At 64.1% G+C, this 13514-nt stretch carries 9 protein-coding genes and 1 pseudogene; 3 read left to right on the forward strand and 7 right to left on the reverse strand.

Annotated elements, in window-relative coordinates; translation table 11 throughout:
- Positions 1 to 8 precede the first annotated feature (8 nt).
- Complete coding sequence (locus tag AC3EC3_RS04430) at positions 9 to 3212, forward strand: multidrug efflux RND transporter permease subunit (protein ID WP_488488440.1); 3204 nt, start codon at positions 9 to 11, stop codon at positions 3210 to 3212.
- The gene (locus tag AC3EC3_RS04435) at positions 3209 to 4672 is read left to right on the forward strand and encodes an efflux transporter outer membrane subunit (protein WP_488488441.1); all 1464 of its coding nucleotides are present in this window, start codon (positions 3209 to 3211) and stop codon (positions 4670 to 4672) included. The genes AC3EC3_RS04430 and AC3EC3_RS04435 overlap by 4 nt, the downstream gene beginning before the upstream one ends.
- Positions 4673 to 4682: 10 nt before the next feature.
- On the opposite strand, the gene AC3EC3_RS04440 is transcribed toward AC3EC3_RS04435, so the two are convergent.
- The 3 genes and pseudogenes from AC3EC3_RS04440 to cysD all read right to left on the reverse strand — a co-directional run.
- Positions 4683 to 5429 carry a 3'(2'),5'-bisphosphate nucleotidase CysQ gene (locus AC3EC3_RS04440; protein ID WP_488488442.1) on the reverse strand — a complete coding sequence of 249 codons (747 nt, stop codon included), beginning with the start codon at positions 5427 to 5429 and terminating at the stop codon, positions 4683 to 4685.
- Positions 5426 to 7363 (reverse strand): sulfate adenylyltransferase subunit CysN, encoded by a 1938-nt coding sequence (gene cysN / locus AC3EC3_RS04445; protein WP_488488443.1) that lies wholly within the window; start codon positions 7361 to 7363, stop codon positions 5426 to 5428. Before cysN ends, AC3EC3_RS04440 begins: the two co-directional genes overlap by 4 nt.
- Positions 7363 to 8271: pseudogene (gene cysD, locus AC3EC3_RS04450) on the reverse strand (sulfate adenylyltransferase subunit CysD); the annotation flags it as partial. The pseudogene cysD and the gene cysN, both read right to left, overlap by 1 nt.
- Before the next feature lie 102 nt (positions 8272 to 8373).
- On the opposite strand from cysD, the gene AC3EC3_RS04455 reads away from it, so the two are divergent.
- Positions 8374 to 9303 (forward strand): helix-turn-helix transcriptional regulator, encoded by a 930-nt coding sequence (locus tag AC3EC3_RS04455; RefSeq protein WP_488488444.1) that lies wholly within the window; start codon positions 8374 to 8376, stop codon positions 9301 to 9303.
- Between the two features lie 7 nt (positions 9304 to 9310).
- On the opposite strand, the gene thiE is transcribed toward AC3EC3_RS04455, so the two are convergent.
- The 4 genes from thiE to AC3EC3_RS04475 form a co-directional block, all read right to left on the reverse strand.
- Positions 9311 to 9964 carry a thiamine phosphate synthase gene (thiE, locus tag AC3EC3_RS04460; RefSeq protein ID WP_488488445.1) on the reverse strand — a complete coding sequence of 218 codons (654 nt, stop codon included), beginning with the start codon at positions 9962 to 9964 and terminating at the stop codon, positions 9311 to 9313.
- 109 nt (positions 9965 to 10073) lie between these two features.
- Positions 10074 to 10985 (reverse strand): fructose bisphosphate aldolase, encoded by a 912-nt coding sequence (locus AC3EC3_RS04465; RefSeq protein WP_488488446.1) that lies wholly within the window; start codon positions 10983 to 10985, stop codon positions 10074 to 10076.
- Between the two features lie 83 nt (positions 10986 to 11068).
- Positions 11069 to 12187, reverse strand: a complete 1119-nt coding sequence (locus AC3EC3_RS04470) for an acyltransferase family protein (RefSeq protein ID WP_488488447.1) — start codon at positions 12185 to 12187, stop codon at positions 11069 to 11071.
- A 29-nt stretch (positions 12188 to 12216) separates the two neighbouring features.
- A complete protein-coding gene (locus AC3EC3_RS04475; RefSeq protein WP_488489197.1) occupies positions 12217 to 13416 on the reverse strand; it encodes a phosphoglycerate kinase in 1200 nt (399 codons plus the stop codon).
- Positions 13417 to 13514: the final 98 nt, after the last annotated feature.

Genomic DNA, 13514 nt, shown 5'->3' on the forward strand with positions numbered 1-13514 from the left:
GCACCGGCATGTCACGGATCTTCATCGACCGCCCCATCTTCGCATGGGTGCTTGCGATCATCGTCATGCTGGCGGGCCTGGGCGCGCTGGTCTCGCTGCCGAACGAGCAGTATCCCGATATTGCGCCCACGCAGGTCAACATCAAGGCGACCTATCCCGGCGCCTCGGCGCAGACCATCGAGAACAGCGTCACCCAGATCATCGAGCAGCAGCTGACCGGCATCGACGGCCTGCTCTATTTCAGTTCGCAGTCGAGCAACAAGGGGCAGGCGACGATCACGGCGGTCTTCGCCAAGGGCACCGATCCCGACATCGCGCAGGTGCAGGTCCAGAACAAGGTCCAGACCGCCGTCAGCCGCCTGCCCCAGTCGGTGCAGAGCCAGGGTGTCACCGTCACCAAGTCGAACCCCGATCAGCTTCTGCTGGTCGCCGTCTACGACGAAACCGACACCCGCTCGAACCAGGATGTGTCGGACTACCTGTCTTCGCACATTCAGGATCCGCTTTCGCGTATCGAGGGCGTGGGCGACGTCAACGTTTTCGGTTCGCCCCACGCCATGCGTATCTGGCTGGACCCGGCCAAACTGGCTGCCGTCTCGCTGATGCCCAGCGACGTCAGCTCTGCCATCGAGGCACAGAACACCGAAGTCGCCGCCGGTGAAGTCGGAGGCCTGCCTTCGCCGCGCGATCAGGCCCTTGATGCCATCGTGCGCGCCGGATCGCGGCTTCAAACGGTAGACCAGTTCCGCAACATCGTCGTCAAGACTCAGGCTGACGGCTCGACCGTGACCATTGCCGATCTCGGTCGCGTGGAAATGGGCTCGGAAAACTATTCCACCATCAGTCACGTCAACGGGCATCCGGGCGCAGGCATCTCGATTTCGCTGTCGCCGGGAGCGGACGCGCTCCAGACGTCCGAGCGCGTAAAGACAGCGATGGACAAGATGGCTGTGGGCATGCCCGATGGCATGAAGTTCCTCTATGCCAGCGACAGCACCACGTTCATCAAGCTGTCGATCGACGAAGTGGTGAAGGCCCTGTTCGAGGCCATCGCGCTTGTCGTCGTGGTGATGTTCGTGTTCCTCCAGAGCTGGCGTGCCACGCTGATCCCGGCGATCGCGGTGCCGGTGGTGCTGCTCGGCACTTTCGCGATCTTCTACCTTGCGGGCTTCTCGATCAACACGATGACGATGTTCGGGCTTGTGCTCGCCATCGGGCTGCTCGTCGACGATGCGATCGTCGTGGTCGAGAACGTTGAGCGCCTGATGGAAGAGAACCCGGGCATGAGTGCGCGCGAGGCGACGATCATCTCCATGAAGGAGATCCAGATCGCGCTGATCGCCATTGCGCTGGTGCTGTCCGCCGTATTTTTGCCGATGGCTTTCTTCGGCGGATCTACCGGCGTGATCTATCGCCAGTTCTCGCTGACGATCATCTCGGCGATGGGGCTGTCGGTACTCGTCGCGCTGATCCTGAGCCCGGCGCTGACCTCGACTCTGCTCAAGCCTCACCATGCCCATGGCGGCCCGAACCTCATCGAACGCAAGCTGCCCTTCCTTGCGCGTGGCTGGCATCGGTTCCAGACCTGGTTCAACACCTCGTTCGACAAGACCAGCCACAGCTATGCCAATGGCGTGGGCAAGGTGATCGACCGCAAGTGGTGGTGGCTGGCGCTGTTCGCCGTGCTTTGCGGCATCACCTACCTGCTGTTCCACGCCCTGCCCACCGGCTTCCTGCCCAACGAGGATCAGGGCACAATTCGCGTGCAATGGCGCCTTCCCGCAGGCTCGCCGATCAGCCGTACCGAAGAGGTCCAGGGCGAAGTCGAGAAATACTTCCTCGGTCGCGATGAAAAGCTCGTTAACGGTATGTTCACCGTCTCGGGCGGTGGTCTCGGCGCAGCGGGTCAGAATACGGGCTCCTCGTTCATCAACCTCGTCGACTGGAGCCAGCGTACTGACGAGAAGAATGGCGCAGACGCCATCGTCAAGCGCGCAACCGGCGCATTCAAGGCGCTGCGCAATGCGCAGGTCTTTGCGACCGTACCGGGTGCGATCCGTGGCCTCGGGCAGGATGCCGGCTTCACCATGGAGCTTCAGAACAGCGGTGGATTGTCGCGCACGGACTTTGCCGCTGCCCGCGACAAGCTGCTGGAGATGGCAACGGCGGACCATCGCCTCTCGCAGGTCCGGCTGAGCGACCTGCCCGACGTCTCGACAATGAACGTCAAGACGAACACGCAGGCGCTGAGCGCCTACGGTCTTTCGCAGTCGGACGTGAACGCGACGCTGGCGACCGCCTGGGGCGGCACGTACGTCAACGACTTCATCGATCAGGGCCGCGTCAAGAAGGTCTATGTCCAGGGCGATGCGCCGTACCGCTCGCGCCCGGAGGATATGGCCCAGTGGTATGTCCGCGGTTCCGACGGCCAGATGTCGCCGTTCTCGGCCTTCGCCACTGTGGGCTGGTCCACCTCGCCTTCGACCACCTCGCGCTTCAACGGCCTTCAGTCCTACGAGTTTTCGGGTAGCGCGGCTTCGGGCGTCAGCTCGGGCACGGCGATGACCATCATGGAGCAACTCGCTGCGCAGATCCCCGGCACCAGCGTCGCCTGGGCGGGAGCCTCCTATCAGGAGCGTCTCTCGACCGGACAGGCCCCCCTCCTCTACGGGCTTTCGCTGCTGGTCGTATTCCTGTGCCTTGCCGCGCTCTATGAAAGCTGGTCGATCCCGGTCGCGGTGATCCTGGTCATTCCGCTGGGCCTGCTGGGCGCGGTCGCGGCGGTCACGCTGCGCGGGCTCGACAACGATGTCTATCTCCAGATCGGACTGCTCACCACGATGGGGCTCGCCGCGAAGAACGCGATCCTGATGATCGAGTTCGCCGAGCAGGCGGAGCGGCAGGGGCGCCGCGTGATCGATGCCGCACTGGAAGCGGCCCGAATTCGCCTGCGCCCGATCCTGATGACCAGTTTCGCCTTTATCTTTGGCGTCGTGCCGCTGGCCATCGCCCATGGTGCCGGCGCGAACAGCCGCATTGCCATCGGCACCGCCGTTGTCGGCGGCATGCTCAGCGCAACGCTGTTGGCGATCTTCTACATTCCGCTGTTCTTCGTGCTCGTCCGCATGGGCGCGCGCGACGGCCTGCGTGCCCTGCGCCGCAAGCGCGAGGAACGCCGCGCGACCGGGGCAGACCCTGAGGCATCCACATGACGACTATCAACAGCCTGCGTCGCCCCATGCGCATCGTGACGCTCGGCCTTCCGGCCCTGGCACTCTGCGCCTGCTCGATGGCCCCCAAATACGTCCAGCCTGCCGCCCCTGTGCCGACATCATGGCCTGCGGGTGATTCCTATCTCGCGCAGAGCGAAGCGCAGCTGCCGGTAGTCTCCTACAAGGAGATCTTCCGCGATCCACGCCTGCAAACGCTGATCGAGAGTGCGCTGACCAATAACCGCGATCTGCGTGTAGCTGCCGCCAACGTCGCGGCCGCCAACGCCCAGATCCGGGTGGTTCGGGCTGATCAGTTCCCGGCGCTGGGTGTCACCGGCTCGGTATCGCATACGGAACGCAACGGAAGCAGTTCGAGCACGTCGAGCGGCTCCTCCGGCAAGGGCACCAGCTACTCGCTTCAAGGCGGTGTGTCCGCCTTCGAGCTGGACTTCTTCGGCAAGTACCTCAACGCCACCCGCGCGCAGCGTGACACCGCGCTGGCGACAGAGGCGGCAGCGCGCACCGTGCGCCTCGGCCTCGTTGCCGATCTTGCGCTGGCCTGGGCGCAATATGGTGCGGACAAGGATCTGCTGACGATCGCGCAGGACACTGCCGCGAATGCCGAGCGTTCGGTCAAGTTGACAAGCGCGCGGCTTTCCGGCGGCGTAGCACCGCGTACCGATCTGCGCGAGGCTGAGCAGGTGCTCGAAACCGCGCGTGGCGATATAGCCACGCAGACGACCGCGCTGGCGCAGGACGAGAATGCGATCCGCCTGCTGGTCGGTGCCGATTACGATGCGGCGCTGCTCCCCGCCAGCATTGCCGAGGTCAATGCCTCGCTCGCGGTGCTGCCTGCCGGTGTGAGTTCCAAGGTCCTGTTGCGCCGCCCCGATGTGGTTGAGGCGGAGTATGAACTCCGCGCGGCCAATGCCGATATAGGCGTGGCGCGGGCAGAGCTGTTCCCCTCGATCTCGATCACCGGTCTGCTCGGCCTTGCCAGCAGTTCGTTGTCCTCGCTGTTCGACAAGGGCGCCTTCTCCGCCACCGGCAGCGCTGATGCCAGCTGGTCGTTCTTCAATGCAGGCGGCAAGCTCGCCAACGTGCAGGTGGCCAAGGCCCAGCGCGATGCGGCCGTGGGAACATACGAGAAAGCCATCCAGACCGCCTTCAGCGAAGTGGCGGATGCGCTGGCCGATCAGGGCACGATTGCCGAGCGGTTACGTGCAGCAGATGCCTATACTGACGCTGCCGCCGATACCGCGAAGCTGACCAATGCGCTCTACGAGCATGGGGTGGACAGCTATCTCGAAAATCTCGTGGCCCAGCGCAGCCTCTATTCGGCGCGCCAGTCACAAGTGCAGATGGCGCTGACGGCGGCGACCAACCGCGTGACGCTCTACCGCGTGCTCGGCGGGGATCAGTCAACGGCGCCAGCAGACAGCTCGGCGTCGGCCAACTGATCGCGCCCGGCTAACCGGCCTTCAGCGTGCGGACGAGGTCGAGAACCTTGTCCGCATGTTCCTTTCGGCAGATCAGCAGGTCGGGCATGTAGGTGTCGCGCCGGTTGTAGATCAGCGGGCTACCGTCGATGCGCGAGGCGTGAAGCCCCCAGCCCAGCGCCACGGCGGCAGGGGCGCAGCTGTCCCATTCGTATTGCCCGCCGGAATGCAGGTAGATATCGGCCTGTCCCAGCAGGATCGACATCGCCTTGGCACCTGCCGATCCCATCGGCACGAGTTCGGCCCCCAGAGCTTCAGCCACGGCCAGCGCCTCGGGCGCCGGGCGCGTGCGACTGACGACCATGCGCAGCCGCTCGGGCGTGGGCGGAATCTCGCCGGGCCGATCCGAGCGCAGCACCAGCCCGGTATCGGGCAGGCCTACTGCGCCCAGCACGGGTTCGCCATTCTCCGAAAGACCGATATGCACCGCCCAATCCGCGCGCGCCTCGCCATATTCGCGGGTGCCGTCGACCGGATCAACAATCCACACGCGTTCGTGATCGAGCCGCTCGAAGCTGTCCTTCTCCTCTTCGGAAAGAAGGCCATCCTCCGCCCGTTGCACGCGAAGGGCATGGCAGAGGAACTGGTTGGCGGTCTGGTCCCCCGCCTTGCCCAGCGCCTTGCCTTCGAACACTCCGGCCTCGCGCACCTCGATCAGGATACGCCCGGCCGTGGCGGCAAGGTGTTCGGCGAGGTCGCCGTCAGCAAGGTGCGTCATACATCCCCCAACAGCGTATCGACGATCAGGTCGGCGGCTTCTTCGGGCGAGATCAGCGTGGTGTCGATCCGCACCTCGGGATTGCGCGGTGCCTCATAGGGGCTGTCGATGCCGGTGAAGTTCTTCAACTCGCCCGCACGCGCCTTCTTGTAGAGCCCCTTCACGTCGCGCGCCTCGGCAACCTTGAGTGGGGTGTCGATGAACACCTCGATGAACTCGCCCTCGGGCATCATCGCGCGCACCATCTCGCGGTCCGCCTGGAACGGCGAGATGAACGCGGTGATGACGATCAGCCCCGCATCGGTCATCAGCTTGGCCACTTCACCGACGCGGCGGATGTTCTCAATGCGGTCGGCCTCGGTGAAGCCGAGATCCTTGTTGAGGCCGTGGCGGACATTGTCGCCATCGAGCAGGAAGGTGTGCCGGTTCATCCGGTGCAGCTTCTTCTCGACCATGTTGGCGATGGTCGACTTGCCCGAGCCCGAAAGCCCGGTGAACCACAGCACGGCAGGCTTCTGGTTCTTGAGGCCCGCATGCTGGCTGCGCTCGATGTCAACGGCCTGCCAGTGGACGTTCTGCGAGCGGCGCAGCGAGAAGTGGATCATGCCCGCCGCCACGGTGGAATTCGTCATCTTGTCGATGAGGATGAACCCGCCGAGCGTGCGGTTCTGGGCGTAAGGCTCGAACACGATCTGGCGGTCGGTGGTCAGTTCGGCGACACCGATGGCATTCAGTTCCAGCGTTTTGGCCGCCAGACGGTCCATCGTGTTGACGTTGACCTCGTACTTGGGCTCGGCGACCGTGGCCGATACCGTCTGCGTGCCCAGCTTGAGCCAGTAGGCGCGCCCCGGCACCATGGCCTCGTCGGCCATCCACACGAACGTTGCCTCAAACTGGTCGGCGGTCTGCGGCGGATTGTCGGCAACCGAGATCACCGACCCGCGCGAGCAGTCGATCTCGTCGGCAAAGCATACCGTGACCGACTGGCCCGCGCTCGCCTCGTCCAGATCGCCGTCATAGGTAACGATGCGCGTGACCGAACTGGTCTTGCCCGAAGGCAGCACGCGGACCTTGTCGCCGGGCTTGACCGATCCAGTGGCGATAAGACCCGAGAAGCCCCGGAAATCGAGGTTCGGGCGGTTCACCCACTGCACCGGCAGGCGGAACGGGCGCTCCGCATCGAGCGAGGAGAGCACCTCGACTGTTTCGAGATGCTCGATCAGCGTGACGCCTGCATAGGCAGGCTTGGCATACCACGGCGTCTCGGACGAAAGCGTGGTGACGTTGTCGCCCTTGAAGCCCGAAATCGGCAGCGCGGTGAAGCTCTCGATCCCGATCGACTTTGCGAACTCGCCATATTCGGTAACGATCCGGTCGAACACGTCCTGGCTGTAGTCGACCAGATCCATCTTGTTCACCGCCAGCACGATGTTCTTCACGCCGAGGAGATGGCACAGATACGAGTGGCGGCGGGTCTGGACGAGCACACCCTTGCGCGCGTCGATCAGGATCACCGCAAGGTCCGCCGTCGAGGCGCCCGTCACCATGTTGCGGGTGTACTGCTCGTGGCCGGGGCAGTCGGCGACGATGAACTTGCGCTTCTCGGTGTTGAAGAAGCGATAGGCGACGTCGATGGTGATGCCCTGCTCGCGCTCTGCGGCAAGGCCATCGACCAGCAGCGCGAAGTCGATCTCCTGCCCCTGCGTGCCGACCTTCTTCGAATCCGAGGCCAGCGCATCGAGTTGGTCCTCGAAGATCATCTTCGAATCGTAGAGCAGTCGTCCGATCAGGGTGGACTTGCCATCGTCGACGCTGCCGCAGGTGATGAAGCGCAGCATCGTCTTGTGCTCGTGCTGCTTGAGATAACCGTCGATATCCTCGGCGATGAGCGAGTCGACGACATAGCGGGGTTCGGTGGTGTCAAAATCGGCCATCAGAAATACCCCTGCTGCTTCTTCACTTCCATACCGGCACCGCCAGCATCCTTGTCGATGGCGCGACCCTGCCGCTCGCTGGTGGTGGTCAGCAGGGTTTCCTGAATTACCTCGGGCAAGGTCTTTGCCGTGCTCTCCACCGCGCCGGTCAGCGGATAGCAGCCCAGCGTGCGGAAGCGGATCGAGCGCTCCACCGGCACTTCGCCGTCCCTGAGCGGGAAGCGCTCGTCATCGACCATCAGCAACATGCCATCGCGCTCGACGGTCGGGCGCTTCTCGGCAAAGTACAGCGGCACGATCGGAATGTCGTTCAGGTGGATGTACTGCCAGATGTCCAGCTCGGTCCAGTTGGAGATCGGGAAGACGCGGATCGATTCCCCGCGCGCCTTGCGGGCATTGTAGAGGTTCCACAACTCCGGGCGCTGGTTCTTCGGATCCCAGCCATGCGAGGAGGTGCGGAACGAGAAGATGCGCTCCTTTGCGCGGCTCTTTTCCTCGTCGCGGCGGGCACCGCCGAACGCGGCGTCGAAACCATACTTGTCGAGCGCCTGCTTCAGCCCTTCGGTCTTCCACATGTCGGTGTGCAGCGCACCGTGGTCGAACGGATTTATGCCCTTCGCCTTGGCCTCGGGGTTCTGGTAGACGAGCAGTTCCATTCCGCTCTCGCGCGCCATCTTGTCGCGCAGCTCGTACATCGCCTTGAATTTCCACGTCGTATCGACGTGCAGCAGCGGGAACGGCGGCGGCGAGGGATAGAACGCCTTGCGCGCCAGATGCAGCATGACCGCGCTGTCCTTGCCCACCGAATAGAGCATGACCGGCTTCTCCGCCTCGGCCACGACCTCGCGGATGATATGGATGCTCTCGGCTTCGAGCCGTTCGAGATGGGTCAGGCTTTTCATTCTGCACGTCCTCTTGCGCTGCCGCTTCCACCGATGACCGGGACTGCGGCGCGAGTGGCAGCGTCATTTCACAGATGACAGGATGTGAAACCTCCCATATGGGAGGTTATGGCTTTCACCAGCAACGACGAGACCGATCTGCTGCTTCCGCTGATGCAAATGCATGCGGACGAGATGCCGTTCGCGACATTTCTGGAAAGGCTCTTGCGCAGAACGCGGGCGCAGCTGGCAGGACTCGCCCTGTCAGACGTCAGAACATCGACAATTCGCCGCTACGAGCGAGGAAGTTCCGCAGCGGACACGCTGTCCGAGCAGCAACCGCTGACGCTGGAGCGCGCCAAACTTGAAGCGCTGCGCCCGAACAGGGTCTACGCCATCGAGGAACTGCTCGACATATCGCCGCTCGCGCGCACGCAGTTCTTTCGCAGGTTCGCGGCGCTTGGCCTGCACGATGCCCGGATTATCCGTCTTGGCGAGACCGCAGGCACGCAGGCGTGGCTCTACCTCGCCCGCGATACCGACAGCACTGCCAGCGACAGCGCCCTGCTGTCCAGCCTCGCCCCTTATCTTACCGCTACGACGGCACAGATGCTGGCGGGCGAGCAACTGACGCACAATACGCGCCTCACGGCAATGGCCCTCGCGAAGACCGGATGGACATGGCGCCTGTCCGGCTCAGGCGTCCGGATCGAAAGTGACGAAGGTATGGTGCTGGAAGACGCGCAGGGGTGCGAGACCTTGCTCGTGCCGCTGGAGCCCGGCGATGCAGAGGCCGCGCTGCAGCTGTCACAGGAAGGCGAGGTCGATCTGGCACGCGCCGCGCGGCGCCTTGCCGCACTCCATGGCCTCCCGCCACGCGAGGCGCAGCTTGCGGCAGCGATGGCGGCGGGACATTCCATTGCCGAGGCGGGCGCGGCGATGGGCCTCACGCTGGAGACTGCGCGCAACTATTCCAAGCGGATTTACGCAAGGCTCGGCGTATCCGGGCAGCCCGCACTCTGCGCCAAGGTCTGGCGCGGCGTGGCGATGCTGCCCTGATCGTGGCTCAGGCCAATGCGGCCTTCATCGCGGTGTTGAAGGCGATCACGGCTTCAGCCTCGTCGCCGTTCCATACTGCACCCGAGGCGCAGATGAAGTCGGCCCCGGCCTTTACGACATCGCCGCAGTTTTCGGGCGTGAGGCCGCCGATGGCCACGCACGGAATCTCGAACAGCGACTGCCACCATTCCAGCACGTCGAGCCCGGCCATATGCTTGACCTCCTTGGTGGTGGTCGGGAAGAAGGCCCCGAACGCCACGTAGTCGGCGCCGTTCTCGCCTGCTTCCATCGCCAGATGGCGACTTGCATTGCAGGTCACGCCGATCTGCGCGTCCTTGCCGAGCGCCTGGCGGGCCTCCTCGACGGTGCCGTCCTCCTGCCCGAGATGCACGCCGTCGGCACCGAGGCGCTTTGCCAGTGCAATCGAATCGTTGACGATGAAGGCGACGTCATGCGCCGCGCAGATCGCCTGAAGCGGCTCGGCAAGCCGCGCGGCCTCGTGCTGGTCCAGATCCTTCACGCGGAACTGGAATGCGGCCACGTCGCCCGCCGACAGCGCGCGTTCAAGACGCTGCGGAAAATCGCCGGTCACATCGAGAGGCGAGATCAGGTAAAGCGCGGCAGGTTCGCGCGGGACGATATCGGCAGTGTCTTCGCTCATGCGCGGTGCTCTAGCCCGACAGCGCGCCTGCGCCAAGCGGTCTTGCGCACAAGCAAAAAGGGCGAGACCTTGCAGCCCCGCCCTTTTCATCGATCAGATCCGCAAGGGATCAGGCCGCAGCGGCAGCGGCCACCTTGTGCGTCGATCCGGTGTAGATCTCGTCGATCGCGCCGCCCAGCGCGGCATCGAACTCGTCCTGGCTCATCTGCGCACGCAGATCCTGCAGCAGCGCGCGGCTGAAGCTGGCGATGATGCCCTTGTTCTTCGCCAGTTCGGCGCAGGCTTCGGGGCGCTCGTAGCCGCCCGAGAGTGCGACCACGCGCAGCACCTTGGGATGATCGACCAGCGCGTCGAAGGTGCCCGGCACCACCGGCAGCGACAGCTTGAGCATGACCACTTCACCTTCGGGAAGAAGATCGAGCTGCTTGAGGATTTCGTCACGGAGGATCGCGTCGCACTCGGCGCGGGTCTCGCTCTTGATGTTCACTTCGGGCTCGATGATCGGCATCATGCCGTGCGAGAGCACCTGCTTGCCGATCTCGAACTGCTGGGCGACGACTTCGGCAATGCCCTTGGCATTGGCCGAGTGGATCACCGAACGCTCCTTGGTCCCGAACACGCCGAGCGCCTTCGAGCGTTCCAGCAGCGCATCGAGCGTCGGCATCGGCTTCATCAGCTGAACGCCATCGGCCTCGTCCTCAAGCCCCTTGTCGATCTTGATGAAGGGCACCACGCCCTTGGCGATCAGCGCGGCAGGCGTCGGAACGCCATCGACTTCGCCGTCCATCGTGCGCTCGAACAGGATCGCGCCGATGACCTTTTCCCCCGAAAAGGCATCCGACGAAATGATGCGGGCGCGCATCTGGTGGATCAGACCGAACATTTCCTCTTCGGTGGACCAGGCGTCGTCTTCGACCCCGTATCCCTTCAGCGCCTTGGGCGTAGAACCGCCGCTCTGGTCGAGTGCAGCAATAAAGCCGTCCCCTGCGCCGATAATTCCCTTCATCCGGGCGAAATCCATGACCTTCTCCTCCTGGTCGTTGGTAATACAACCTGCACGAGGGCTTATCCGCCGATGCTGCATTTCGCAACTGCGGCAGAGGGTCAGGATGGACGATGCGAGCCTGATGCAAGGCCTTCCGAGGCCAGTTTCGATCGCTTGCGGTGCGAAAGCCATGCCCGAGCCGGTCGATCGACCCAGCGAGAGGCGCACCAGGCCAGCAGGATACCTGCGCCAAGGTAGACGACTGCCATGAGGACGGGGTCGTAACCCAGATCGTCCTTGAAATGGCGGAACAGCCCCATCAGCCCCCAGTGAACGGCATAAAGGCCGTAGGACACGTCCCCCAGAAAGCGCGCGGCGGACTGCAACACGCGCGGAGGCTCCACTTGTGCGCCGCACCACACCAGCAGCGGCGAGAGTGCGAGCGTGAAAAGCAGATCGTAGTACGGTCCGGTCACGTCACTCGGCTGTGCCAGCAGGCAGACGGTAATGGCGATCAGACACAGCAGGCCTCCCAGTCCCGCCTTGCGCAGCGACACGCCGGGAAGGCGCGCGATCAGCATTCCGGCGCCGAACGACAGCGCGGTGCGGGTCAATGAGACCAGCCACTGCGCCCAGACCGCGCCGAGATTGCCCGAGCCGTTGGCGATCACCGCAGGCGCGAGATACCAGGCGCACGCCAGACACATCGCCAGCAGCGCGAGGCGCGGCAGACGCAGGAGGAACACGATCATCGCCAGATTCGCGACCAGTTCGAAGAACAGTGACCATGCGGGGACGTTGAACGGAAACAGCGTGATCGTCAGCGGCGACGGTATCATCAGCGCGTTGAGCGCCGTGCTGATCGCAAAGACCCGCATGGAATGCGGATCGTTACCCTGCGCGATCGTCGCAATCGAGGTCACGACGATGCCGATCAGGAACAGCGGGTAGAGCCGAACGATCCGCTGGCGCATGAACTCGATCACGCCCAGCCCCGCCTTCCAGCGCGGCTCATAGGTCCGGCACAGTACGAAGCCCGAGAGCGCAAAGAAGAAATCCACCGCAACATAGCCGTGCGGCGCCTGCGAGATATTGAAGTGGAACAGCGCAACGGCCAGCGCGGCAATCCCGCGCATACCGTCCAGCGTGACGTATCGCCCCTGCCCGCCTGCCTTTACAGTAGCAGTGGAGGCGGCGACGGGTGGCGTCGCAATCCGGCCCGGATCATCCGGCTGCATATGCGACGCCCCCGCCCCTCAGTGTACGATCAGGCCGAGAGCGCGGCCACGCCCGGCAGCTCCTTGCCTTCCATCCATTCGAGGAAGGCACCGCCAGCGGTCGAGATGTACGAGAAGTCCTGCGAGACACCCGCATGGTTCAGCGCGGCAACGGTATCGCCACCGCCCGCGACCGAGATCAGCGAGCCTTCATGGCTCAGCGCTGCGGCGGTCTTCGCCAGTGCCACGGTTGCGGCATCGAAGGGCACCGTTTCGAACGCGCCGAGCGGTCCGTTCCACACCAGCGTGCGGCAGGTCTTGAGCACATCGCCCAGCGCCTCGACCGCGAGCGGGCCAACGTCGAGGATCATCTCGTCCTCGGCGACCTCGTGCACGTTGCAGGTGCGCAAGGAAGGCGGATTGGCGGCGAATTCCTTCGAGACGACGACCTCGTACGGCAGATGCACAGTGCAGCCCGAGGCATCGGCATTGGCCATGATGTCGTCTGCGGTGCCGGTCAGGTCATGCTCGCACAGCGACTTGCCGACGTTCACGCCCTTGGCGGCGAGGAAGGTGTTGGCCATGCCGCCGCCGATGATGAGGTGGTCGACCTGCGTGACGAGGTGCTTGAGCACGTCGAGCTTCGACGAGACCTTGGCACCACCGACGACCGCCGCGACCGGCTTCTCGGGCTTGCCCAGCGCCTTTTCCAGAGCTTCAAGCTCGGCCTGCATCGAGCGGCCCGCGTAAGCAGGAAGAACCTTGGCGAGACCTTCGGTGCTGACATGCGCGCGGTGTGCGGCAGAGAACGCGTCGTTGACATAGAGATCGCCGTTGGCGGCGACCGCTGCGGCGAGTTCGGGATCGTTCTTTTCCTCGCCCTTCCAGAAGCGGGTATTCTCCAGCAGAGCGATGTCGCCTGCGCGCAGGATACCGACGGCCTGCTTGACCACGTCGCCTGCGATCTCGGGCACGAACATCACTTCCTTGCCGAGCACCTTGGCGACTTCGTTCACCACCAGCGAGAGCGACATGGTGGGCACGCGCTCGCCCTTGGGGCGGCCGAAGTGCGCGAGGATCAGAACCTTGGCGCCCTTTTCGGCGAGTTCCAGGATCGTGGGCATCGCGGCGCGGATGCGGGTGTCGTCGGTGACGAGCCCGTCCTTCATCGGCACGTTGAAGTCGACGCGCACCAGCGCGACCTTGCCGTTCACGTCACCGATATCGTCAAGGGTCTTGAAGGCGCTCATCATGCGATCCTTTGATCTGAAAGGGCAGAAAATCAGAGAGATGCGACCGAAAGGTCGAAAGATGCCGAAGGCGGGCGCCCCGATTGGGGAACCCGCCT

This window comes from Novosphingobium sp. BAM6 (assembly GCF_057784955.1).